Genomic DNA, 22,272 nt, shown 5'->3' on the forward strand with positions numbered 1-22,272 from the left:
TCGGATCACTGCTGGCCGGTGATCCACCGGACGGGATAAGATCCGGCGCGGTGTACGGGGCGGTAGCTCAGCCGGTTAGAGCAGGGGACTCATAAACCCTCGACACAGCAGGGGGCGGTAGCTCAGCTGGTTAGAGCAGTGGACTCATAATCCATCGGCCACGGGTTCGAGCCCCGTCCGCCCCACCAGCGAAAACGACCCGGGCACCTGACTTGACGGTCAGAGTGCCCGGGTCGATCCGTATCTATGGGTGCAAGATCAAGGGTGTATTTCAGGGTGTACTCGGCCTCCGGAGCAACGTTGCACCCATACGATCCGTAGCCGTCTTCGCCAGCTCCGACACGACGTGCACGTAGCCGCGGGTCACCTGGATCGCCGAGTGCCGCAGCACCTCCTGAACGACCTCGATCGGCACGCCCTGCGCGATCATCAGCGTGGCCGCCGTGTGCCGGGCGTCGTGCACCCGCGCACCGTGCAGCGATCCCTTGCCGATGCAGAGCAGCGCGCCCGAGAGTGGGGTCCGGAGGGCACCGGCTGGCGGTACAAGCCGCTGTCGACCCGGGGCACCTACCAGCTGCGCCGTAGCGCCGTGTTGGCGAAGGCTGGCGAGCCCGAGTAGTAGTCACGACCGAAACGCCCCCGCTCACCGACACGGTGAGAGGGGGCGTTTCGTCGTGCGCTTTGGTGGCTCATACTTGCCGTATGAGTGGTGGCTGGAGACTGAACCCGCCGGAGCCGTTCCGTGCGGCGAGCTGGTGGCAGCGCGTCCGCCTGACCTGGTCGCGGCTCACTCGGCAGCTCACCGCGAGGTCGTGAGTTTGCACTGCACCTGACCGGCGGCGCGTTCCTGGGCCCGTTTCTCCCCGTCGCTGATCTGGCAGCGGAACATGTCAGTGCGGTGCCCGGTCGCGGTGATGGTGATCTCGATCTTCAGCCCGGACGTGTAGTCGAGGGTCTGCTTGTACTTGCCGCCCGCGATCTTGTCGCGGGTGTGGTCACCCAGGGCCTCGCCGAACTTTGCCGCGCGGACGTACACGTCGTACGGGCCGGTGGCCTCGGTGATCTCGATCGTGACGACGCGTTCGGCGCGCGGGTCGGCGACCCGGTCGGTGGCGGGCCGGTCGCTCTTGACGCCGCCTTCGCCTTCGCAGGCGAGCGCGGCGAGGGCCATGGTGACCGCTGCGGCCTTGACGATGCGGCTTCGGTTGGGGTGGCGCATGGCGTCCTTCCGTTGTCTCATGTCGGCCGGCGCGGTCGCCGGCCCGTGAGGTTCGAGGCGCCGGCGGGTTTGGCGGGCCAGATGCCCTGCTGCCGCTCGCGGCACATCGGCTTGGGGCAGTCGCACCACCAGCCCAGGCCCTGGGCCGGGATCTTGTCGCCGCCGCAGTCGTGCGGGAGCGGAAGGATCGAGTCGGCGCAGCCCATACACCGGGACGGACCCTGCGGGCGTGGCCGAGGCGGCGAGGTATCAATCGGACCGTTGATCATCGGTAGGTACTCCAGACCGCCAGGGCAGGAGCAGTCGCCCACCGCAACCCCTCACCGCACACGTACAGCTCCCGCGCCTCGCCGACGCCCCCGGTGGGGCTCAGCTCGTATGCCTCGATCCACAGCCAGCCGCTGCAGGTGCGCCGGTCGGTCAGTGGCCGGATCACCCGGACCGTGATCGGCCGGGTGAACTGTGGACTTGCCAGGCGCGTCAGGTACAACAGGTCACCGGCCTGTACGCGCCGGATCCCAGCGAGCGGAGTCTGGATCGACCGGCGCATCGGTCAGTAGTCCTGGCCCGAGCGGATGCTGGCGATGAACGCCGCCCACCCCTGCCGGCTGACGCGGATCTGCACGTCGGGCCGTAGCGAGTTGCGCAGGATCCGGTTCAGGTCACCGTCTATGGCGACCTCCAGGCGGTCCTGGGCGGGGTCTACCCGGTCGTCGGGGCTCGTGGGCGCCGGCATCGTCTCTCCTGGCTGGGCTACAAGGGTCATCAGGACAGCAGCAGGTCGTGAGTGACGAGCTGGCCGAATGCCTCGGCCCACTCCCAGCAGCGGCCTTGCTTTCGGCAGCGCGGGCAGCGGCCGTCGACGGCCTGGTGCTCGTCGAGCGTCCGCCGCCAGCGTGCCGCCGGCAGGGCGATGGATCGGGCGGTCACGACTGCTCGCCCGCGGCCGCAGCGGCCAGTGCGTCGACGCTGACGAGGACCTCCCAGCACCAGGGCGCGGTGCAGTCGGCCGACGGCCAGGAGCACTCCGGGCCGTGCCCGCGTACCCACGACCAGGCGGTGTCCTCCGACGGGTGGACGGAGACCACCCGGATGTCGTGGTAGGTGTACGCGGGGGTGCCGGGCACCATCTGCCACTCGCCGGCCCGCAGCGACAGTCGGGAGCCGGGCTCCGGCATCGCCGGGGCGGTCACCGGGCCGGCCCGTCGTAGCGGGTCTCGGCCGCGCGCCGGCGCGCCTGGTCGATTAGCCGGGCCCGGGCCGCTTGCTGCTCGCGGGTCTGAATGCGCTGGCTGGTGCCCGGCGGGACCGGTGGCAGCGCGTCCGGCCGGCGGGCGAGCCGCCGCAGCCAGTTGGGGACGATGTGCACGGTGTCGCCTCCCTCGCTCCGAGGGGCGCGGCCTCACCGCTGGTAAACGGTGAGTTACCGCGTCCTGACCTCAGAGTTCCGGGCGCGAAGTGAGGATCCCAGGTACCTCACGTACCAGATTTAACGGATCGATGGTACGTCACGTACCAGCTGTCAGATCGGGCCGTCCATCAACGACCGCAGCACCGCGAGCTCCGCCGACAACGCCCGCCGGTGTCCGTCCTCGATCGACTGCACGATCTCCCGGGCGTACCGCTGCTGCCGCAGCCACTCCGGTGCCGTGTCCCGCAGCTGCATCAGCACCCGGGTGGCGTCGGCGCTGTGGCCGGTCTCCTGGTACGACCAGGCCACGTCGAGCTGGTGGCGCTGCCGCGACGACGGCGTCACCTGCGGAGCACCGGCCACGGCGCCGGCGAGCTCCAGCGCCCGATCGGGCTGGCCCGCGATGACCGCCGTCTCCACCTGCATGAGCTGCACGCCGGCCTGGTGGAAGTCGTTGCCGCCCACCTGCGCGAAGAACCGATCGGCCTGGTCTGCCGGTCCGACCATCCGGTCGCCGAGCTGCTGCGCGCCGGCGGCCGCGAGAGTCAGCATCGACCGCGCGTCGTCCTCGCGGGCGTTGCGGGCAGCGGCGGCCGCACCCTTGAGCAGCAGTACACCCCACGCCGCCAGATCCCGAGGCGTGGCGGTGGACAGCCGCGGCTCGACGGCGTCAGCGGTCCGAGCGGCGAGCGTCTCCACCTCGACGATCCGGCCAGTACGCAGCAGCAGCCAGCACATGTGCGCGGTCGCGGTCGCAGCGGCGAGCTGGTCGTCGGCGGTACGCGCGTAGGTGGTGGCCCGGTCCAAAGCGATGTGCGCCAGGTCGAGCTGGCGCAGCTGGATCAGCAGCCGCCCGGCCAGCTGGTAGGCGTACGAGGCGACGCCCAGGGCGGGCTGCCCGCTGTCGGTGGTGCCGGCCTGCTCGACGATCGCGTCGGCGGCGGCGAGCATCGGCGGTGTCAGCCCGATGGCGGTGGCGTAGTCGTTGGCGTGGTACGCCGCGTTCGCGTCGGTGACAAGGGCACGAACCTGCGCGAGCTCCAGTTCGTCGGCGACCGGCTGGCGTGGGCCGACCAGGTGGCCGGCGACGTCGCGTACGGGCGCTAGGGCCTGTCGTATTCCGACGAGGCCGAGCGGCTCGGCGTCCGCTTCGCGCATGGCCTGCGCCCGGGCGGCGGAGCCCATCAGCGCGGCGGTGTGCACGCCGAGCGCCCGGGCGATCTTGTTGAGGGTGGAGATCCGGGCGCTGGTGCGCTTGTTCTGCTCCAGGGCCTGGATCGTCTCGATGCTGAGGCCTGCCCGCTCGGCCAGCTGCTCTTGCGTGAGCGTGGTGGTCTCGTTGCGGATGGCGGCAACGCGGTCGCCGATGGTTGGCTCCATGGTGGGAGGTCCTTCCCAGGTAGCGGTCTGGGTGGCGGCCCGCCGACCGCTACAACCGGCGGGCCTGCCACTGCCGACGGTACCGCACCGGTGACAGTCTGGTGCTGTGTGCGGTACTTAGGTACCCGACCGCCCCACTCCGGGTCGGCTCATACCCTGCGGCGGTGATCTACCCGGGGCAGGAGCCTGTCGGCCGCCGAGAGCTGGCCGAGCTGCTGCGCGCCCAGATCAGGTCCGGCCAGCTCAGACCGGGTGACCGGCTACCGTCCGAGAGGGTCCTCAGCCAGTCGTACGACGTCAGCACGATCACTGCCCGTGCGGCGGTACGGCTGTTGCGCGATGAGGGCCTGGCCGAGGCGGTGCGGGGCCGCGGGGTGGTGGTCCGTGCACCTGTTGAGCCGGAGCCGGTGTATGTCGGCATCGGCGAGTGGGTGTCGGCGCGGGCACCGACGCCGGAGGAGCGGCGCGAGTACGGGGTGCCTGAGGGTGTGCCGCTGCTGGTGGTGACGCATGTGGACGGTCTGCAGGATCTGTATCCGGCGCACCGCTTCAAGGTTGGCTTCGTACAGACTCAATCACCCGATCGGCCCCGTTGATCTACGACGTTCGTAACGGATCCGTTAACCGTTGACTCCGCAACGTTTCGCCATCTGCGAGATGCGACGCTCGATGGTTTCCTCCCGACCGTCCCGCCGATGAGACTCCCACGATGGACAACACGTGGGGAAACGTAAACGAACAACCGCGCCGCCGCACCGAGGAACGAGCCCGTCTGCGCAGGGGTCCACACCATCACCGGGGACGGCCGTTCGCCGGTAGCCCGCCAACGCGCGACGCGCTCGTCCGTCCAGACGAGCGCCTTCGGCCGGCGAACCGGGTCGAGCTCCACATGGGCGGCCGGGTCGAAGGCCCCCAGCGGCGTCGGCACCGTCAGTCACACAGGGTGGCGAGATCTTAACGCGCTCCGCTAGCGTCTCATGTGGAATGCCGTCGGTGAGATGTTGGCCTTGCTGCGGGGGAGGGGCGGCAGCTGCCGCCGCCTCAACATGACGGAAGGGTGTGAAGCATGGCGTTCGAGGTCGAAGCAGCGACATTGCACACCGTCGTGAGCGACGTGCGGGCCACGCGCACCGAGGTCTCCACCGAGATGAGCAATGCCGAGGTGTGTGGCTGAGACGATGTGTCCGTCGTGGCGCCGGTCTGGCAAGGCGGACCGTAGCCGCACCGTGTAGCGAGTGATCAAGGTTCGGGGAGTGCCGTGCGTAGGGGCGAAGGTCGTTGGTCGGTGCTGAGGTCTGTCGTCGCCGCGTCGATGGTTGGTGCGGTGGTCGGCTCCGGGGTGATGGGCGTGCAGGCACCGGCGCGAGCCGCCGACACGGTACGCGGCCTGCAGTGGTATCTCGACACGCTGAAGATCCCGCAGGCCCACGAGATCACCAAGGGTCGCGGGGTGACCGTCGCCGTCATCGACAGCGGCGTCGACGCGAAGCATCCGGCACTCGCCGGCCAGTTGGCCGGCAGCGCGAGCGTCGTAACGGCGGGGTCACCGACTGGTTGGGCTGATCGGGACACGAAGGATGGGCACGGCACGTCAATGGCAGGCCTGATCGCGGGTCGAGGCGGCGACCGGAACCGGCAGCTCGGCATCGCACCGGAGGCGAAGGTGCTGCCGATCGCACTGAGTGGCAGCGAGGGCGACGGCGACGACGGCGAGGTAGCGCAGGACATCCGCGACCCGGGGGTCCCGGACGACACCGACTGGCGGCTGCGGCCATGACAGCAGCCAACGGTCCAACCGGCGTGCCGCGGGGAACGCGAGCGCTGACCGTACTCGCCGGGCTGCTAGCCGTCGCGTACCTCCTGTTGCTGGTGTTTGTGGCCTACCTGGCCACGATCCAGGCGGCCAGCGTGCTGGTTCCTCTCGTGGCCGGGAGCGGTCTCGGGCTCGTGGGTTCGCTCGCGGTACTCGCGGCGAACGCGCGGCTGGCGGCCGGGCGGAGCGGTGGGCCAACCCGCGGTCTGTTGTGGGGCGCTGTCGCCTTGACCGCAGTGGGCGCGGCTGCCCTGGTCGTGGTGGGGATCTTCTATCTGATCAGCTCTGACTCGACGGTCGGGCTCATCACGCTCGCCTCGGTCATCCTGCTGCTCGGGCCGCCGATCCTGGCGGCCCTGTCCCTGCCTGCTGCCCGGCGCCGCTGACTCGTATGGAAGGCGTAGCGGTCCTCGCGGTGCTCGGCTGCGTTCTCGCCCTCGCGCTCGTGGGGTTGCTCGTCGGGTTGATCGCGTACTCCCGCAGACGCGAGCGAGACCGGCGCGATGTGTTCCAACAATGGGCCATGCAGCACGGCTGGACCGTCGTTCCGGCACCGAACGTCGACTGGGGCAGCCGGCTGCCGGGCCGTAACCGACGTGGTGTCTCCCTGGCCCTGTTCGGTGCGGTCGGCGGCTACCGGGTCAGCGTCGCCGAATACTCGTACACCGAGACGCACACCTCCACCAGCGGCGATGGAATGGGCGGTACGACCACCACCACGTCCAGTCACAGCCATCCCTACGTCGTGATCGTGGTCCACCTCGACGAGCCTCATCCCGCGATCTCTGTACAGCCACGCACCGCCGTCTCCCGAATTGGTCAAGTCCTGTTCGGCGACGCCGGGCCCGTGACCGGCGACCAGAACTTTGACAAGCACTACCGGGTGGCCGGTGATCCGGTAGCCGTGGGGCAGCTCGTCGGGCCTGCCCTACGAGCCGAACACCTCGCTGGCACCGTGCCACTCTGGGCCCTGCACCAGACAGAGCTGATGACCTACCAGCCTGGCCGAATCGACAGCCCATACCAGATCCCCAACTTGGCCGCACCCTTGATCCGCGCAGCTGCCCTGCTGAGGGTGAAAGATCAGCGGAAGTTGTGAGGCGGTCCTTCTCAGCGACCTCGCGATCTCTGTGCTCGGTGATTCGTCCGTCCTCGATCCGCAGGTCCGCGGGTGAGACGGCTCGCGAGCTGCGCTCGTCGCTCGGGTGGCCTCCGATCACACGAATGATCTGGTGGGACCGCGGGCACGCGTCAGTGGGGCGGAGAGGCCTGCTCCAGTGGGCGTCCGTGGGCGCGGATCGCGTCCGAGACGGCGATGCCGAGCAGGACGGCGGCGGCTGCCGCACCGACCCCGAGTGGCGGCTGGCCGACCAGCACCAGCGCCATGGCCGCGAGGACGAGGATCCCGATCGGCCGTGGCCGGGACACGCGTGCGAATGCCACGTGCTCGAATACTGAGCGCCCGGCGAGGTAGAGCGCGGGACCGCCGAGGATGGCGACGACCCAGGCGGGTTTGGCGTGTCCCGTTGGATCCATGAGGACGAGTTCGGAACCGGCCGAGGTAAAGACGATGCCGGACACCATGAGCAGATGGGCGATCTCGACCGATCGACCGAGCCGGCCGGGGTTGGCGGATGCCGCGATGGCCTCGCCCAGGATCTGGCCGGCCCGGTAGAAGTAGATTCGCCACAGCAGCACCGTGGTGAGGAACGACAATGCGAGGGCCAAGGTTCGTTCGACCACGATCGGGCCGCGTAGAAGACTCATTCCGGAGGTCAGGATCGTCTCACCAAGCGCGACGATGACGAACTGCCAGTAGCGTTCGGCCAGGTGCTCGCCCGCGACGGCCCACGGGGACACCCGCGAACGACCCAGCCGCGGTACGGGCCAGCCGAGTCTGCCCCCCAGGTAGTCGATCACCAGGGCCAGCGTCCACAGCGAGTTCCGCGCCACCTCCGACGCGAAGAATGCCCCGCTGAGCCACGGCACGGCCGAAACGCCGAACCAGACGAGCGCCAGCATGTTGACGCGCCGCAGATCGTGACCCCGCAGGGTGAGTACGAAAAAGAGGGTACGGCCCACCTGGAGCGCGACGTACGTGCTCGCGAAAAGCAGCCCGGTCTCGGCGAGAGCACCGGATATCGCGACCGCCAGCAACAGGCTCCCGAACATCGTCGCGAGGACAATGAACTGGATCGCCGGCTGGAACGGGTCGTACCTGCTGGTCGTCCACGCCGTCTGGGTCCAGATCCACCAGAGGGCCAGGAACAGCAGCAGAGTCTCGCCGTTCTCCGAGAGGGAAGTCGTCAACGTCTCGGCGACGTGACCCCTGGTGTAGTCCAGCACGAACTCGTGCACGATCCGGGTGAGCGCGAAGACGTACACCAGATCGAAGAACAGTTCCAGGAAGGTCGGCCGCTGCGGACTCTCACGCTTGCGCAGCAGGTGGGCCACTCTGTTCGTTGTCACCGGTCCCGCCCGCGTCGTCTGCTTGTGGCTGAAGCAGTCGTACCACGTCGCCGTGCCGCCCACGCGTAAGACGCCAACAACGACGTGGAGCACGACGACGTCGCCCGCCAGGCCAGCCTCACCCCGCTTCGAATAGCGCGTCGACATCCACTGTGAGCAGGCTGCGTGGCGGTTTTTCGAGCCGCACCGGCAATAGTCGAAAGGTTCGCATCGCGTTAAGCGCCTGTTGGCCGACCAGCGCCAACAGTCTTTCAGGTTCTCGACGATGCCCCGGAGTTGATGGAGTCGCCGGGGTCACTTGGATGCGGGCCACGGGCGTCACGGCCGCGCCGTCGGGCACGCGCGTACGCCAGCGGGCTTCGGAGTAGCCCGCTGGCCTACGGCGTCCCTATGTCCTTGTTGGTCTCGCCGGAGACCGAGGTTCCGGTGGCAGACTGCCCAGGCTCGAACGGTCGGCCGTGCGATGCGTGGAGTTATCGGGGCAGGTGAGTCTCTGCGAATGCGGTCAACAGGCCTGGGTGTAGCAGATCGGAGTCCAGTCATAGGACGAATTGCTGGAGTATGCGGGCGGCATCCAATCCAAATAGCCTGAGCACCGCCAGAAGACCGGCCGGGTTCCGGACGTCTGGTTGTTGCGCCACGAACCATACCCAGACCAGGGGATATATGGGGCGTTTGTGCTACCGCACTTTGTTACATGGTATGCCGAGCCTTCGAAGTTCTGGTATTGATATGCGCAGAGGTACTGGTACGGACATCCGTTTGGCTCACGCAATGCCGAAGTGAGACTTCGGGCCTTCCGTTCTCCGGGGAGGGCGACCAGGATCCGAGCGCCCTGGCCGAGCGATATCTCGTTCGCGGCCACCTGATTTCCGCCGAGTTTGGCGAGGTAGGAGTCGACCTCAGCCTGCAACTGCCGCGACTGGGCGGAACTCAGGCCGGCCCTCTGCGCCTGGTCCGCGAAGGCTGGGCGCTGCGCGGGGGCTGCCGTTGCCGGTCCCGTCCCGGATATGACAAGAACTAGGGAGGCGAGAATCGTGTAGACGATGGACTGTAAGACTTGACGCTTCGCAGGTCCCGGGGACTTGGCCATCAGCTCTCTCCTCTGCGGTTCCATCAGGTCGCCGCTCGTTGTCTTGGGGACGTTTTCCCAGGGTCCCTAGACTGACGACATAACCCACTCCAATCGACGTGCTTGGAGGGTCGAACCATGATGGCTCTCCGGAGACGTCGGTCTCATTGACGCTGCGCGCACAGCCATTGACCGTCGACGCACTCTTCGCCCTTCGTGTGCCGGCGGCGCAAGTCGCCGGGCGGGGGCTTCGGGGCGGTCGTCGTGCGGCTGTGGGAGCCGGTGTACGTCCCTACTGCGGGCGCCGATGTCGCTGGCGACCGGGAGGTGGGAACTTCTCGGTGAGCGCGGGCTGAGGCCGTGAACGCTGGCGTGTGGGTGTACGGCGGCGGGCTCGATCGGCCGAAGGCGAGCGTCGTGGCCACGGACGGAGTGCTCACCGACGGTCCGTACCCTGAGCCGCGTCTTCGCCGCGCACCAGCAGTGGCGCCAGATCCGCGAGCAGAACGGTTGCAACGCCACCGACGCGCCTACCTGCCCCACCGTCCCGTGGCCCAGAGCCGCCGGCCGGATCAATCCCGACAGTCACGGGTGAACCTGGCTCAGGTTGCCAGGCGTACGTTGGACTGGGTTGTGGTCGCCTCGATGTCCCACCGCAGCTCGAACGCCGACACGTTCGTCATCCGGATCCGGCCGATCTCGGGCGGGATCTCGGGGTCGAGGGTGAGCTGACGGTTACGGGGCTCCGTGCCGAGCATCGTGCGCAGGAACAGGAGCGGAGCCGCACTGGCCCAGGCCTGCGGGTTGCAGGCGGTGGGATAGGGGACCGGGGCGCGCCCGAAGGACCGGTCGTAGCCGGAGAAGGCCTCCGGGAGACGGAATTCGGAGAACCGCGCGGCGTCGAGCATCGCCAGGATGATGCGGTTGGCCTCCCGCCGAAAGCCGTACCGGGCGAGGCCATGGGCGATGAGCGAGTTGTCGTGCGGCCAGACGGTGCCCCGGTGGTAGCCGATCGGGTTGTACGGGCGGTCGTCGGTGGAGGTGGTGCGGACGCCCCAGCCGGAGAAGAGCTGGTCGGACATGAGTTGGCCGGCGACGATCGCGGCGCGCTCGCTGGGCACGATGCCGCTCCACAGCAGGTGGCCCATGTTGGAGGTCATCGAGTCGATCTGCCGGTTGTCGCCGTCGAGGCCGAGGGCGTAGTAGCCGCCGCGGTCGTCGATCCAGAAGTCCTGGTTGAAGCGGGCGCGCAGATCCGCGGCTGCGCTGCGGAGCCGGCTGGCGAGCGACGGGTCGTCGAGTGGGCCGTCGGCGAGTTCGGCGAGGCGCAGCTTGGCGTCGTACGTGTAGCCCTGTGTTTCGCAGGTCGCGATCGGCAGGACGGGCATAGCACCATCGGAGAAGAGGATGCCGTCCCAGGAGTCGCGCCAGCATTGGTTGCCGAGTCCCTGGGTCGAGCGGGTGGCGTAGTCGACGTAGCCGTCGTCGTTGCTGTCGCCGTATTCGTCGATCCAGCGCAGTGCGGCGTACGCGTTGTCCCGCAGGCTCTGGACGAACTGGTCGTCACCGGTCCAGCGCCAGTATTCGGAGAGCAGAATCAGCCACAGTTGGGTGGCGTCGACGCTGCCGTAGTAAGGGTTGTGGGGTTTGAGGCCGAGCTTGGTCAGCTCACCGGACCGGTACTCGTGCAGGATCTTGCCCGGCTCCTGGTCGGTGAAGTCGTCGAACTCGTTGCCCTGGTAGCGGGCGAGGACGAGCAGAGCGCCGCGCGCCAGATCCGGCCCGCCACCCATCGTCTGGTACGCGGTGATCAGTGTGTCCCGGCCGAAGAGGGTGAGGAACCACGGCAGCCCGGCCGACAACAGAACGACAGCTTCGTCCTTTAGGCGTATCTCGGTCCGCAGGGCGGTCAGATCCAGGGTCGACTTGTGGTACACATCGCGCAGCAGCTCAGAATCTGTCTCCAGGACCGGTTTGGCATTCTGCCAGCGGGCCAGGGGATCGTCCTGCTCGACGTCGAACGCCTCGCCGAAGCCGCGTTCCGTCGGCGCGATCTCCTTCTCGTCGTAGTACAGCGGGACCCGCAGGTGACACCGCCATTTCTGGTTGGGCACCAGGTCCAGTTCCCACACCAGCTCGTCGCCGTCGACCCGGTCGGCCGGCGGATCCGCCAGCACCTGCGTACGGGCCTCGAAGGTGCCGTTGCGGTATGCGAAGTCCAGCCGCGACCCGTCCGGGGCATGGGACCGGGTGATCTGGTGCGAGCGGTCCCGGACGGTCTCCTTGATCTCGAACAGATCCGCGAAGTCCGTACCGGCGGCCAGCCGCAGCTGGATCGTCACCGGCTCGTCGACGTACGACTGCAGTTCGATGCGTTCGTGCAGGCCACCGCCGATGAACCGCTGCCGGCGTACCCCGATGGCGTTGGCCTGCAGGCCGGGAAGCTCGGGATTGGCGAGAAAGAACGCCGCCGAGTAGTCCTCGACCGTGCCGGAACGCAGGATCAGCAGGGGCGACCCGCAGATCGTGAGTTCCCACCGACTCAGCAGGCGGGTGTCGTCGTTCACCAGTCCGCCGATCGAACCCGGCGGCACGTCCCCGGCCGCGTTGGAGAACATGAACGTCCGATATTCGAGTACGCCGACCGCGTCCGGCCCCAACTCCGGCGGTAGGTTCCGCACGGTCTCGCTCGGTATGGCACTCCGACGCGTCACCTGGGGCATCGGATCGGCCGGGGTAGGCCGACGAGCGTCGTTCGCCACGACACACCTTCCGGCAAGGAGAGAAGACGAGACGTACGAGGGCTGCGATTCACCGTATCCCCAGCCGGTGGCCGCGAGCGCCTGAACCGGTGACCCACCCCGTCCGGGCGAGGGGGCAGCAGGGCGGTGAGCAGCAGGGTTCGGCCTGCCCTTCTGGATCACTCGGCGGGTCGGCGGAGGATCACGAAGCGGCCGACGTCGGTGGAGGCGACGCGTACCAGGTCAAAGCCGGCCGACTCGGCCTCGGCGGCCAACTGCTCGGCGGTCCGGCCGAAGGGCGCGCCCCAGCCCTGGTACACCAGCCGCCGCAGCGCGTACGCGGGCCGGTCGGTCTCCTGCGGTTCCGGCTCCAACTCCTGGACCAGCAGCAGCGCGCCGGGCTTGAGCGCGCGCCGGATCATGGCGAGCGTCGCTGTTCGGGCCGACTCGGGGAAGAACGGCTGCGCCCAGAAGGCGCCGGTGAACGTGCCCTGCTCGTCGATGTCCCGGGCGTCCGCGCGCCTGATCTCGACCCGGTCGGCGACCCCGAGGGCCTCGGCCCGCCGTACCGCCTCGGCCGCGACGAGCGGCACCAGCTCGATGGCCAGTGCCCGCAGCTGCGGAAAGAGAGTCGCCATGGTGAGGGTCGCCCCGGCGATCCCGCAGCCGACGTCCAGCCAGCGCCCGGTCTGGGCGGCCTCGGCCATCTCGGTGAGCTGCGTGGTGAGGAGGTTCCCGTACACCGTCCTGGTGACCGGGGTGACCCGCGCGCCCACCGCGCGGGCGAGGACCAGCGCGTCGGCGTCGGTCAGCGCCAGCGCGCCGGAGGCCTCGGCGGCCGTGCGGACCTGCCGGTTCATCAGTGCGGCACCGGCCAGCACGTCGCTCAGACCGATCATCGCGTCGTCGGCGGCGAGGGCTTCGAACGACGGGCTGAGTCGTACGGTCCCGTCCTGCTGCTGGACGACACCGTGCGCCTCCAGCGCGGCCAGCAGATCGTGCAGGCGGGCCGGCGGGAGGCCGGAGAACTCGGCCAGTGCGTCGAGGTCACGGGGCTCGGCGAGGAAGCCCGTCCAGCCCTGTTCGTCGACCGCGGTCAACAGCGCCAGGATCTGTGCCCCGGCGATCCAGGTATCAAGGCTCTGCCGGGCACCGCCGGCGAGCGCGAGTCGCTCCATGGGCTGTACGTCGTTGCTCACACCGCTCACCTTTCTCCAGGTCAGCACCCCGATCGGTGCTCACCTCGGCCAGATGCGTTCATCGGGCCGGAAGTTCGCTGGACCAGGTATGCCGCCGGTCACACGGTGAGCATGGGCTCCGCCGCCGCCCGACGGGCATCGAATGCGGTCGGGGTCCCTCTAGGCTCGGACCGGTCGTCGACCGGCGCCTTCGGCGGCCCGAGGAGCGCGCGAGGTGAGGGAGTAGCTGTGCCGTACGGATACATCGGTTCGATGAAGACGACCCCGGGCCACCGCGACGACGTCGTGGCCATCCTGCTCAGCGGCGTCGACGGCCTGCGCGAGGCGGGCTGCGACCTGTACGTGGTGAGCGTCTCGACCACCGACGACGTCACGATCTGGGTCAGTGAGGTGTGGCAGAGCAAGGAGCACCACGCCGCCTCCCTGCAACTCCCCGAGACCAGGGCCGCCATCGGCAAGGCCATGCCGATGCTCACCGGCGAGTTCACCGGTCAGGAACTGACCGTGGCCGGGGGACTGGGGGTGTGACCTCGATGTTTCGTACGCCGCAGGTCATCCTGTTCAGCGAGAACATCCCGCGTGCCGCGGAGTTCTACGCGGGTCTCGGGTTCACCGAGACGTTCCGGGTGCCGACCGAGGGCGAGCCCATCCACGTCGACCTGACGCTCGACGGCTACAAGATCGGCATCGCCTCGGTCGCCTCCACCCGCGACGACCATGGCCTCGACCCGGTGCCCGACGGCCAGCGGGCCGCGGTGATCCTGTGGACCGACGACACCACCGCGGCGTACGCCCACCTCACCGCCCAGGGCGCCCCGGCGCTGGTCGCACCCCACACCTGGCTCGACCGTCTGTTGATCGCCTGGACCGCCGACCCGGACGGCAACCCGATCCAGATCGTCCAGCACCTGCGACGGCCCGGTTAGCAGGCCGAGCGGAGCCGGTTGTCCCGGTACCACGAGCAGACCTTCGTCACGCCAGGTGCCTTCGCCAGGGCTTGCCGGAGCTGCTCCTGCCCGTCCGCCGAAAGGCCGGGTCCGAACCTGACGGTCATGGTCACGCCCTTGCCGTCGGCGCGGGTGACGGTGCTGGTCTCCACCACGCCGGGCCCGCTGGTCGCGGCCTTCACCGCCGCCGAGTCGGTCGCGGTGAGATCGGGAAGGCCGTGGACGACGAATCCGGCCGGCGGTTCCGTCAGCGACCGGTGGATCGGTCCGGCCGATGCCACGCACGTGACGACGACCAGCGCGGCGCCGACGAGCACCGCTACCCGTGCACGGCGTGGCGACCGACGGGGATCCGCGATCGGGGCCAGGAGAATCAGCGCCGCCGGGAGGAGGGACGCCAGGACGAGCAGCAGGACGCCGGCGGCGAGGCTGGCGTACTCGAATGGCTTACGCCGTACGAGGAACAGGGGGATCGCCGTCAGTACGACCGGTAGCCACGCCGTCCAGAAAGCCGTGGTGCTGTCGTGCGTCTGGTACACCCAGCCACCGAAGAGGGCGGACGACAGCAGCGCGGCCCCCGCCAGGGCACGAGGCCAGAGATGTACCTTCTCCACCGTCACGGTCTGGGTGTCCACGGAAGGCATTGTGGCGTAACCGATCAAGAGCGTGGGGGCACGCGACCCCGCCTGGAGTCGACCGCCGCAACAGGCGAAGATCGGCGCCGGCAGAGCGCGGTGACCGTTGATCGCCAAAGCGTCACCTAGGATGAGGCTCATGAGCGCTGAGGCCGTTGGCATGCACATGCCTGCCGTCGTGACGCTCGACGACGTTGCGGCGATGAATGCCGCCGACCCGAACGGCCACCGCTACGAGACGAGCCCCGAGGGGGTCCTGTCGGTCATGCCGCCGCCCGACTCGGAACACGCCATGATCGCCAGTCGTCTCTTCGCGTGGCTGATCTTGGCTGGCTGGCCTGCCGAACAGGTGCTCCAGGCGGCCGGCGTGCGGATCCCCGGGCCGGACGGTGACGGCGGTCGGATCCCCGATCTCAGCGTGTGGCACAAGCCGCCGACCCGAAGCGTGTGGGCAACGGTGGCCGACGTCGTGCTCGTGGTGGAGATCGTCTCGCCCGGCTCGGAGGCGATGGACTCGGTGACCAAGGTCCGCGAGTACGCGTCGGCGGGGATTCCGCAGTACTGGGTGGTGGACCGGGACGGTGCGCAGACGGTGACCCTGCACCGGCTCGGCGGAGACGGCGCGTACGAGGAGCGGGCGCGGATGCCGCTGGCCTGGCTGCTCCAGACGGCGCCCGCCGATCACCTCGACTGAATCCAGGCCGGACCATCTACGGTGTCGACCCGTCGTATCGTTGCCTGATGTGGGCGGATGGTGACGCGTACGAGGCGTACGTGGGTCGGTGGAGCCGGCTGGTCGCGGCCGACTTCCTGACCGGGCTGGACGCGCCACCCGGGCGGCACTGGTTGGACGTGGGTTGCGGCACCGGCGCACTGACCTCGACGATCCTCACCGGGGCGGATCCCGTTCGGGTGACCGGCGTCGACCGCTCGGCCGGCTTCGTGGGTAACGCGCGGGCCCGCGTCGGCGATGCGCGCGCGACCTTCCAGGTCGGCGACGCCGGTGCGCTGCCGTTGTCCGACCACAGCGCGGACGTGGTGGTCAGTGGGTTGACGCTCAACTTCGTGCCGGAACCGGCGCGGGCGGTGGCCGAGTTCGCCCGGGTCGTCCGGCCGGCGGGGACGGTGGCCGCGTACGTCTGGGACTATGCCGACGGAATGGCGATGATGCGGTACTTCTGGTCCGCTGCCGGGCAGTTCGATCCGGTCGCGGCGGAGTTGGACGAGGGGCGCCGCTTCACGATGTGCTCGCCGGACGGCCTGCGGGAGCTCTGGAACGACGCCGGGCTGGGCGAGGTGTCGGTCCGGCCGGTCGAGGTGCCGACCGTCTTCACCGACTTCGCCGACTACTGGACGCCGTTCCTCGGCGGACAGGGCGCGGCGCCGGCGTACGTCGCGACGCTGGCCGAACCGGATCGGATCGCGCTGCGTAGCCTGCTCGCGGCGCGGCTGCCGATCGAGTCGGACGGCTCGATCCGGCTCACCGCCCGGGCCTGGGCCGTACGCGGCACCGCGCTAACGTGAGAAACGAGCATCTTCCCAGCTCAGCGGGGGTCTCTGTCGCATAACCGACAAGACGGTGAGGCCCCTGGTAGAGCACTGTTGGGGCAGGTGGAGAGGCTGACGGATGGCGAGCCACATCCGATTCCTCCGGCCGGGTGCGGCCAGCACCGTCCGCACCGAGGTCGCCTCCACCCAGCTCGGCCCCGCCGTCGCGGCGGACACGGCGTAGCCCGCCGGCCCACGCGTTCGGCCTGGCTCGTGGCTGCCGCCGACACCTCTGCGGGCGCCCGCAGAGGTGTCACCACCCATCGGGACAAGGACGTCAGCACCGACGACGTCGCCTTCCGGCCGCGCTGCCGCGCCGGTATCCCGCCTGCTCCCTGAACATCGTGCACTCCCCGCCGGTCCGGCGGCGCTTCTTGGCGTGCCCGGAACCGGCGGCCCCAACCAGAGAGGGCCTGATATGGCCACTCCGACCGTGATCGCACGTCTGAGCGCAGCGGTGTTCGCACCGGGCGAGCAGATGCTGCTGACCGTGACCTACTCCGATGCCGATACCAAGCCCCTGACCGTCACCATCGTGGTCACCGACGCGCAGGGCAACAGCAGCGCACCGGTTCGGGCAAACGTGGTGATCGACCCGCTCACCCTCGTCGTCACCGACGACTCGGGGCGTACCTGGGCCCGGGTCTCCGACACCGGTTCCGTCGCCGTGTATCGGGCGGTGGCGTGATGCCCCGCGTCACCGTTGTGGTGCGGGACAGCGCCGGGCACACCGCCACCGCGACTGCCGACTACATCGTCGGCCTGCAGCCGGTGCTCGGCGGCTACTACCTCGCCGGCAACGCCGACCCGACCACCGACATGGTCGGCGGCAACTTCCGCTCGTTGACCCAGTACCGCAGCTTCGCCGACGGCTACATCTTCCCCGGCTACAACCGCCCCTGGTTGATCACCCTGGGCGACGCGGGGGTGATGATCAACATGATTTTGGAGTTCAAGCACTACGGCGCCCCGACCGACGGGCCGCAGACCTTCACCGTGGACGGCACCACCTACACCGTGCCGGCTCCCGCGATGACCATCCAGCAGCGTCCCGGCACCACCTGGCCCAAGGCCTACGGGTACGGACAGGTGCTCAGCGGCCAGTGCGACGGGCTCTTCGCCCGCGCCCTGTCGCAGTATCGGACGCTCGGCTTCGGGGTGAACATCCAGCTCGCCTCCGAGTTCGACACCGATCACGAGTTCGGCACCACCGAGGCCGGCGTCCCGTTCACCTGGGCCCAGTCCGACGCCCGCGCGGTGCAGGCGGTCAACTACATCCTCACCTGGTTCAAGGCGCGCACTCTGCCGGGCGGCACGACCTTCTCGGTCGGGATCGCCGGCTTCGACCGGGCCTGCTTCCAGCGCATCCACCCGGAATCGCTGATGGCCCGGCTGGACTTCCTGCAGTGGAACGTCTACGCCACCAACGCCGGTGACACCGCGCTGTCGCGATTCCGGCGGACCAAAGACTGGGCGGTGGCCGACCTCGGCCCGGTGGGGCTGTCCCGTCCGGTGCTGATCGCCGAGTGGGGGGTACGGGTGGCCGAGTTCCCCAACCAGGCCGCCTGGATCGCCACCGTGCCGCCGGCGGTGGCCACGCTCAACGCCGAGCGAGGGCCGCTGATCGCCCGGACCAACTACTTCAACTCCGGCTGGGGCACCCTGGTCCCGAAGCCGGCCGGGTTGGCCGCGCTGCGAACCGCGTACGCCACCCCGCCGTACGTCTGACCGACCCGGCGGCGTCGGATCGCCGTTGTGGGGCCCTCGCCGGCGCAGGCCGGCGGGGGCCCGTTCGGGCTGCCGGGAGCGGCACCGGGATGTCGGGCGCACCGTCGCCGTCGACGTCGGTGACCACCTCCACCGAGCCGTCCAGATGCCGGGTCACGATCGACCGCGCGGCAGGGGCGCGGGGCGGTGGACCGGGCGACGGGACCGGCGTCGGGGCGGGTGCGGGGGCGGGTGTGGGACGGGGGCCGGGCGTGGGCGCGGGGTGGCTGTGCAGCCGGCCGCCGGGCGGGGCGCTGGCCGGCTCCACCGCGCTGCCGGTCGGGTCCAACTCCTCCTCGGAGGGGAAGACGTCGCCCCGTGGGGCCGGATCACGGTAGCTGCTCATGGGCGTAGGTTCCCCGACGATGACGAGAACAACCGTGCCCGATCGACCGGTGGTCCTGGTGCCCGGTCTGGCGGAGGATGTCGGGACCGACGCCACGGTCATGAACGGGGGTCCGAGCGTGGAATTGCGCCGGAATCGGGGAGCCCTTGTGCTCGCCCTGGCCTGCGTACTCGGTGGGGTGGTTCTGCTGTCATTGCCGAACGACGGCGCCCTGCTGCGGACGATCGTCGCGGTCGGGGCCGTCGCACTCGGCGTGGTGGCGCTGGTCAGCGCGTTGCGGCCGTTCCGGTTCGGGATCGGCGCGGACGGGCTGACCGTCCGGCGGCCCGGCCTGCGCCGGTCGATCCGGTGGGCCGAGGTCGAGGCGCTGGTCCTCGACGAGCCGGTCCGACAGGACGGCCGTGCGGTGCCACCACGGCTGCTGCTGGTGCCCGCGGCGGGGGTGACCCTGGGGCCGCCGATGACCGCCCGTCATCCGGTCGACGGCCGGCCCGCCATCGAGCTGCTCATCCTCGACCAGATCCGGGAACAACCGGAACAGGTGTCCGCGGCGCTCACCCGCTATGCCGGCGAGCGGTACGCGGACCTGCCCGCGCAGCGCCGCGCCGCCTTCGCCGCCCCGGACTTCCCGGTGGGCCTGCGCGGCTACAAGATGGATCAGGTCGACCAGTTGATCCGGCTCGGCCAGGACGCCCTGGTGTCCGGGGACGCGCAGGTCCGGCAGGCGGCCCGCGACGAGATCGAACGGGCCTGCGCCGCCGGCCTGCCGATCGCCCAGCGGGGGTACGCCACCCTCCCGACCGATGCCGCGCTGGACGCCCTCGCCGCCGCGCTGGCCGACCGCCCGTCCACCGACCGGACCACCTCGTGACCGCACCGGGACCGGGCGGCCCGTTGGCCGCAGCCGAGGTGCCGCACCGCAACTGGGCCGGCAACGTGCGCTACGCCGCGCGGGCATTCCACCGGCCCACCTCGGTCGACGAACTGCGCCGGCTGGTCGCCGGCAGCACCCGGATCCGCGCGGTGGGCAGCGGGCACTCCTTCAACCGCTTCGGCGACACCGCCGGCGACCTGGTCACCCTGGCGGGTCTGCCCCCGGTGATCGAGCTGGACGCCGCGCGCGGGCAGGTCACCGTCGCCGGCGCGCTGCGCTACGGCGACGTCGCCCGGCACCTGCACACCAAGGGGTACGCGCTGGCCAACCTCGCCTCGCTGCCACACATCTCGGTGGCCGGGGCGATCGCCACCGCCACCCACGGCTCCGGTCAGACCCACGGCAACCTGGCCACCTCGGTCGCCGGCCTGGAATTGGTCACCGCCGACGGCGATCTGCTGCGCGTCGACCGCGACACCGACCGGGACACGTTCGCCGGCATGGTGGTCGGGCTCGGCGCGCTCGGCCTGGTCACCCGGGTCACCCTGGACGTGGTGCCGACCTTCGAGGTGCGCCAGTACGTCCGGCTCGACCTGCCCCGCGAGGCGCTGGACGAGGCGCTCGGCTCGGCGTACAGCGTCAGCGTCTTCACCGACTGGCGCACGCCGCGGCTGCGCGAGGTGTGGCGCAAGCAGCGGGCGGACCAGCCGCCGCCCCCGGCGGACTGGCTCGGCACCACGGCCGCCGACCAGCCGCGGCATCCGGTGCTCGGCATGCCGGCGGAGAACTGCACCCCGCAGCTCGGGGAGCCGGGCCCGTGGCACGAGCGGCTGCCGCACTTCAAGCTCGGCTTCACACCGAGCAGTGGCGACGAGCTCCAATCCGAGTACCACGTACCGCGTGTGGTCGCGGCCGACGCGCTGGCCGCCCTGGACGACGTGGCGCACCTGATCGCCCCGGTGCTGCTGGTGTGTGAGCTGCGTACGGTGGCGGCGGACGAGCTGTGGCTCAGCCCCAACCATCGGCGGGACAGCTTCGTGCTGCACTTCACCTGGATCGACGACGCCGCCGCGGTGGCACCGGTGGTGGCCGCGGTCGAGGAGCGGCTGGCGCCGTTCGCGCCCCGCCCGCACTGGGGCAAGGTGTTCGTCACCGACCCGGCCACGCTGGCCGCCCGCTACCCCCGGTACGCCGACTTCGCCGCCCTGCTCACCCGGCTCGACCCCACCGGCACCTTCCGTACCGACCTGCTCGACCACTACTTCCCCCGCTGAACCCCCACGGGGGCATAGCGCGGTGGGGGGTGCCGGGTGGGATTGGTGCCGATCACCGAGACGGGCGGACGATGACGTCTGTCGATGGATAGCCGTCGACCGGTCCTGCCCGGGACCGTCGGTTCGTCCCGTCGGAGCGACGACATGCAGCCCGTACCCACCACCACCCCCCATTCGACGACCCGCCGCCCTCGGCGGGCCCTGCGGTGGGCGGTCGCCCTGGCCGTGCTCGGCGCCGGCCTCGGTGCCGCACCGCCGGCCCAGGCCGCCGCCAGCCCCTACCAGCGCGGCCCCGCCCCCACCGTGGCCAGCATCGAGGCCACCCGGGGGTACTTCACCATCGCCCAGAGCACCGTCTCCGCCGGTAGCGTGAGCGGCTTCGGCGGCGGCACCATCTACTACCCGACCAGCACCGCCGAGGGCACCTTCGGCGCGGTGGCGATCTCGCCCGGCTACACCGCCACCCAGTCCAGCGTGGCCTGGCTCGGGCCGCGCATCGCATCGCAGGGCTTCGTGGTGATCACCATCGACACGTTGTCCCGCTACGACCAACCGGCCAGCCGGGGGACCCAGCTGCTCGCCGCCCTGGACTACCTGAGCAACACCAGCAGCGTGCGTACCCGGCTCGACCGTTCCCGCCTCGCCGTGATGGGTCACTCGATGGGTGGCGGCGGCAGCCTGTCGGCGGCGAACACCCGGCCGCAGTTGCAGGCCGCGATTCCGCTGACCGGCTGGCACAGCGTCAAGAACTGGTCCGGCGTACGAGTGCCGACGCTGGTGGTCGGCGCGGAGAACGACTCGGTGGCGCCGGTGGCGTCACACTCCGAGCCGTTCTACACGAGCTTGCCATCCACACTGGACAAGGCGTACCTGGAGTTGAACAACGCCAGCCACTCCGCGCCCACCTCGCCGAACGTGACGGTCGCCAAGTACAGCATCTCCTGGCTGAAGCGCTTCGTGGACGACGACACCCGCTACGAGCAGTTCCTCTGCCCGGCTCCCGCAGCCTCAACCATCCAGGAGTACCGGGACACCTGCCCCCACTCCTGAACCCTGCCCCTCCCTCCCGCCTCTCCCGGCCCGTCACCGGGAGTTGGCGGGGGCTCGCAGGGCGGTGCGTTGGACTGCTCGGGAGATGTCGGTGGGGGAGACGATGCCGACCAGGCGGTTGTCGGTTACCACCAGGGCTCGGCCGTCGGCGCAGTCGGTGAGGCGGGGGAGTAGCTCGTTGAGCTGTTCGTCGGGTGCTGCCAGGCCGAGCCGGAAACTCGCCCTCATTCCCGGCTCATACCCGCAGGTGGCGTTCCCATGTCAGCCGGCGAGGTGGTGTGTCGGTCGGTGTGATCGGGCGGCGGTGTCGGTTGAACATCTGTCCGAGCTCCGACCGGCCGCACTCGATCACGTCGATTAGCGGACCGAAATCGACGTCTCGGAGGGGTGGGAAGGCATCGCGTGAAATCTAGTGATACCCAGGGTGTTTGACCAGACGCTCCAAGTGCGCAGCCTGCGGGTCGCCGCTGATCATTCGCCGAAAAGGTAAAGTGCGCAGACTGAGCCGGAACATGGATGGCCAGGGC

At 69.9% G+C, this 22,272-nt stretch carries 26 protein-coding genes, 1 tRNA gene and 1 pseudogene; 15 read left to right on the forward strand and 13 right to left on the reverse strand.

The genetic code is table 11. The annotated features are described in order from the left end of the window. Nucleotides 1-111: 111 nt before the first annotated feature. A tRNA-Ile gene (locus ACFQGL_RS20870) sits at nt 112-188 on the forward strand. 83 nt (nt 189-271) lie between these two features. Here the strand turns inward: ACFQGL_RS20870 and ACFQGL_RS20875 are convergent. Continuing rightward, entirely contained in the window at nt 272-463 is a 192-nt protein-coding gene (locus ACFQGL_RS20875; protein ID WP_377513871.1) for a tyrosine-type recombinase/integrase, read from the reverse strand. A 9-nt stretch (nt 464-472) separates the two neighbouring features. On the opposite strand from ACFQGL_RS20875, the gene ACFQGL_RS20880 reads away from it, so the two are divergent. After that, on the forward strand, nt 473-619 hold the full coding sequence (locus ACFQGL_RS20880) for a hypothetical protein (RefSeq protein ID WP_377513872.1): 147 nt from the start codon (nt 473-475) through the stop codon (nt 617-619). Nucleotides 620-799: 180 nt separating this feature from the next. On the opposite strand, the gene ACFQGL_RS20885 is transcribed toward ACFQGL_RS20880, so the two are convergent. The 7 genes from ACFQGL_RS20885 to ACFQGL_RS20915 all read right to left on the reverse strand — a co-directional run bounded on the left by ACFQGL_RS20885 (nt 800) and on the right by ACFQGL_RS20915 (nt 4,010). Beyond that, complete coding sequence (locus tag ACFQGL_RS20885) at nt 800-1,348, reverse strand: hypothetical protein (RefSeq protein WP_377513873.1); 549 nt, start codon at nt 1,346-1,348, stop codon at nt 800-802. A gap of 136 nt (nt 1,349-1,484) precedes the next feature. Continuing rightward, nucleotides 1,485-1,769, reverse strand: a complete 285-nt coding sequence (locus ACFQGL_RS20890; RefSeq protein ID WP_377513874.1) for a hypothetical protein — start codon at nt 1,767-1,769, stop codon at nt 1,485-1,487. Between the two features lie 3 nt (nt 1,770-1,772). Then, on the reverse strand, nt 1,773-1,955 hold the full coding sequence (locus ACFQGL_RS20895; protein ID WP_377513875.1) for a hypothetical protein: 183 nt from the start codon (nt 1,953-1,955) through the stop codon (nt 1,773-1,775). 29 nt (nt 1,956-1,984) lie between these two features. Then, a complete protein-coding gene (locus ACFQGL_RS20900) occupies nt 1,985-2,149 on the reverse strand; it encodes a hypothetical protein (RefSeq protein WP_377513876.1) in 165 nt (54 codons plus the stop codon). Continuing rightward, nucleotides 2,146-2,412, reverse strand: coding sequence for a hypothetical protein (locus ACFQGL_RS20905; RefSeq protein WP_377513877.1), 267 nt, complete (start codon nt 2,410-2,412; stop codon nt 2,146-2,148). Before ACFQGL_RS20905 ends, ACFQGL_RS20900 begins: the two co-directional genes overlap by 4 nt. Next, nucleotides 2,409-2,588 carry a hypothetical protein gene (locus ACFQGL_RS20910; RefSeq protein ID WP_377513878.1) on the reverse strand — a complete coding sequence of 60 codons (180 nt, stop codon included), beginning with the start codon at nt 2,586-2,588 and terminating at the stop codon, nt 2,409-2,411. The genes ACFQGL_RS20905 and ACFQGL_RS20910 overlap by 4 nt, the downstream gene beginning before the upstream one ends. 153 nt (nt 2,589-2,741) lie before the next feature. Beyond that, nucleotides 2,742-4,010 carry a helix-turn-helix domain-containing protein gene (locus tag ACFQGL_RS20915; protein ID WP_377513879.1) on the reverse strand — a complete coding sequence of 423 codons (1,269 nt, stop codon included), beginning with the start codon at nt 4,008-4,010 and terminating at the stop codon, nt 2,742-2,744. A gap of 164 nt (nt 4,011-4,174) precedes the next feature. Here ACFQGL_RS20915 and ACFQGL_RS20920 point away from each other — a divergent pair, with 164 nt between their 5' ends. The 4 genes from ACFQGL_RS20920 to ACFQGL_RS20935 all read left to right on the forward strand — a co-directional run bounded on the left by ACFQGL_RS20920 (nt 4,175) and on the right by ACFQGL_RS20935 (nt 6,922). Continuing rightward, a complete protein-coding gene (locus ACFQGL_RS20920) occupies nt 4,175-4,606 on the forward strand; it encodes a GntR family transcriptional regulator (RefSeq protein ID WP_377513880.1) in 432 nt (143 codons plus the stop codon). 689 nt (nt 4,607-5,295) lie between these two features. Then, the gene (locus ACFQGL_RS20925) at nt 5,296-5,787 is read left to right on the forward strand and encodes a S8 family serine peptidase (protein ID WP_377513881.1); all 492 of its coding nucleotides are present in this window, start codon (nt 5,296-5,298) and stop codon (nt 5,785-5,787) included. 23 nt (nt 5,788-5,810) lie between these two features. Next, nucleotides 5,811-6,209, forward strand: a complete 399-nt coding sequence (locus ACFQGL_RS20930) for a hypothetical protein (protein ID WP_377513882.1) — start codon at nt 5,811-5,813, stop codon at nt 6,207-6,209. Between the two features lie 77 nt (nt 6,210-6,286). After that, nucleotides 6,287-6,922 carry a hypothetical protein gene (locus ACFQGL_RS20935; RefSeq protein ID WP_377513883.1) on the forward strand — a complete coding sequence of 212 codons (636 nt, stop codon included), beginning with the start codon at nt 6,287-6,289 and terminating at the stop codon, nt 6,920-6,922. Nucleotides 6,923-7,074: 152 nt separating this feature from the next. Here ACFQGL_RS20935 and ACFQGL_RS20940 read toward each other — a convergent pair whose 3' ends face one another. From ACFQGL_RS20940 to ACFQGL_RS20950, 3 genes are all read right to left on the reverse strand, one after another. Next, on the reverse strand, nt 7,075-8,292 hold the full coding sequence (locus tag ACFQGL_RS20940) for a low temperature requirement protein A (protein WP_377513884.1): 1,218 nt from the start codon (nt 8,290-8,292) through the stop codon (nt 7,075-7,077). Nucleotides 8,293-9,966: 1,674 nt separating this feature from the next. Continuing rightward, the gene (locus tag ACFQGL_RS20945) at nt 9,967-12,045 is read right to left on the reverse strand and encodes an amylo-alpha-1,6-glucosidase (protein ID WP_377513885.1); all 2,079 of its coding nucleotides are present in this window, start codon (nt 12,043-12,045) and stop codon (nt 9,967-9,969) included. A 239-nt stretch (nt 12,046-12,284) separates the two neighbouring features. Further along, a complete protein-coding gene (locus ACFQGL_RS20950; protein ID WP_377513886.1) occupies nt 12,285-13,304 on the reverse strand; it encodes a methyltransferase domain-containing protein in 1,020 nt (339 codons plus the stop codon). Nucleotides 13,305-13,532: 228 nt separating this feature from the next. On the opposite strand from ACFQGL_RS20950, the gene ACFQGL_RS20955 reads away from it, so the two are divergent. Together ACFQGL_RS20955 and ACFQGL_RS20960 are read left to right on the forward strand one after the other, a co-directional pair. Beyond that, nucleotides 13,533-13,832 (forward strand): putative quinol monooxygenase, encoded by a 300-nt coding sequence (locus tag ACFQGL_RS20955; protein WP_377513887.1) that lies wholly within the window; start codon nt 13,533-13,535, stop codon nt 13,830-13,832. A 5-nt stretch (nt 13,833-13,837) separates the two neighbouring features. Further along, nucleotides 13,838-14,230: a VOC family protein gene (locus ACFQGL_RS20960; RefSeq protein ID WP_377513941.1), complete on the forward strand. Its 393-nt coding sequence runs from the start codon at nt 13,838-13,840 to the stop codon at nt 14,228-14,230. On the opposite strand, the gene ACFQGL_RS20965 is transcribed toward ACFQGL_RS20960, so the two are convergent. Continuing rightward, nucleotides 14,227-14,886 (reverse strand): hypothetical protein, encoded by a 660-nt coding sequence (locus ACFQGL_RS20965; protein WP_377513888.1) that lies wholly within the window; start codon nt 14,884-14,886, stop codon nt 14,227-14,229. The genes ACFQGL_RS20960 and ACFQGL_RS20965 overlap by 4 nt on opposite strands. 139 nt (nt 14,887-15,025) lie before the next feature. Between ACFQGL_RS20965 and ACFQGL_RS20970 the strand changes: the two genes are divergently transcribed. The 7 genes from ACFQGL_RS20970 to bdeA all read left to right on the forward strand — a co-directional run bounded on the left by ACFQGL_RS20970 (nt 15,026) and on the right by bdeA (nt 21,745). Further along, complete coding sequence (locus ACFQGL_RS20970) at nt 15,026-15,580, forward strand: Uma2 family endonuclease (RefSeq protein WP_377513889.1); 555 nt, start codon at nt 15,026-15,028, stop codon at nt 15,578-15,580. 47 nt (nt 15,581-15,627) lie between these two features. Further along, nucleotides 15,628-16,410: a class I SAM-dependent methyltransferase gene (locus ACFQGL_RS20975; protein ID WP_377513890.1), complete on the forward strand. Its 783-nt coding sequence runs from the start codon at nt 15,628-15,630 to the stop codon at nt 16,408-16,410. A 442-nt stretch (nt 16,411-16,852) separates the two neighbouring features. Beyond that, nucleotides 16,853-17,122, forward strand: coding sequence for a hypothetical protein (locus tag ACFQGL_RS20980; protein WP_377513891.1), 270 nt, complete (start codon nt 16,853-16,855; stop codon nt 17,120-17,122). Further along, on the forward strand, nt 17,122-18,162 hold the full coding sequence (locus ACFQGL_RS20985) for a hypothetical protein (protein WP_377513892.1): 1,041 nt from the start codon (nt 17,122-17,124) through the stop codon (nt 18,160-18,162). Before ACFQGL_RS20980 ends, ACFQGL_RS20985 begins: the two co-directional genes overlap by 1 nt. Before the next feature lie 404 nt (nt 18,163-18,566). Further along, nucleotides 18,567-19,418, forward strand: a complete 852-nt coding sequence (locus ACFQGL_RS20990; RefSeq protein WP_377513893.1) for a hypothetical protein — start codon at nt 18,567-18,569, stop codon at nt 19,416-19,418. A gap of 38 nt (nt 19,419-19,456) precedes the next feature. Further along, a complete protein-coding gene (locus ACFQGL_RS20995; protein ID WP_377513942.1) occupies nt 19,457-20,695 on the forward strand; it encodes an FAD-binding protein in 1,239 nt (412 codons plus the stop codon). A gap of 144 nt (nt 20,696-20,839) precedes the next feature. After that, nucleotides 20,840-21,745 carry a bis(hydroxyethyl) terephthalate hydrolase gene (gene bdeA, locus ACFQGL_RS21000; RefSeq protein WP_377513894.1) on the forward strand — a complete coding sequence of 302 codons (906 nt, stop codon included), beginning with the start codon at nt 20,840-20,842 and terminating at the stop codon, nt 21,743-21,745. A 33-nt stretch (nt 21,746-21,778) separates the two neighbouring features. Here bdeA and ACFQGL_RS21005 read toward each other — a convergent pair. Beyond that, nucleotides 21,779-21,955: pseudogene (locus ACFQGL_RS21005) on the reverse strand (CBS domain-containing protein); the annotation flags it as partial. Nucleotides 21,956-22,272: the final 317 nt, after the last annotated feature.

This window comes from Micromonospora vulcania (assembly GCF_042658605.1).
Taxonomy (GTDB): Bacteria; Actinomycetota; Actinomycetes; order Mycobacteriales; family Micromonosporaceae; genus Micromonospora; species Micromonospora vulcania.

What these genes read in the sequence shown, in the direction of transcription:
- ACFQGL_RS20890 (WP_377513874.1), bottom strand. Translation starts at nt 1,769, where the DNA reads ATGCGCCGGTCGATCCAGACTCCGCTCGCTGGGATCCGGCGCGTACAG.
- ACFQGL_RS20895 (WP_377513875.1), bottom strand. Translation starts at nt 1,955, where the DNA reads ATGCCGGCGCCCACGAGCCCCGACGACCGGGTAGACCCCGCCCAGGAC.
- ACFQGL_RS20915 (WP_377513879.1), bottom strand. Translation starts at nt 4,010, where the DNA reads ATGGAGCCAACCATCGGCGACCGCGTTGCCGCCATCCGCAACGAGACC.
- ACFQGL_RS20960 (WP_377513941.1), top strand. Translation starts at nt 13,838, where the DNA reads ATGTTTCGTACGCCGCAGGTCATCCTGTTCAGCGAGAACATCCCGCGT.
- ACFQGL_RS20970 (WP_377513889.1), top strand. Translation starts at nt 15,026, where the DNA reads ATGAGCGCTGAGGCCGTTGGCATGCACATGCCTGCCGTCGTGACGCTC.
- ACFQGL_RS20975 (WP_377513890.1), top strand. Translation starts at nt 15,628, where the DNA reads ATGTGGGCGGATGGTGACGCGTACGAGGCGTACGTGGGTCGGTGGAGC.
- ACFQGL_RS20980 (WP_377513891.1), top strand. Translation starts at nt 16,853, where the DNA reads ATGGCCACTCCGACCGTGATCGCACGTCTGAGCGCAGCGGTGTTCGCA.
- ACFQGL_RS20985 (WP_377513892.1), top strand. Translation starts at nt 17,122, where the DNA reads ATGCCCCGCGTCACCGTTGTGGTGCGGGACAGCGCCGGGCACACCGCC.
- ACFQGL_RS20990 (WP_377513893.1), top strand. Translation starts at nt 18,567, where the DNA reads ATGACGAGAACAACCGTGCCCGATCGACCGGTGGTCCTGGTGCCCGGT.
- bdeA (WP_377513894.1), top strand. Translation starts at nt 20,840, where the DNA reads ATGCAGCCCGTACCCACCACCACCCCCCATTCGACGACCCGCCGCCCT.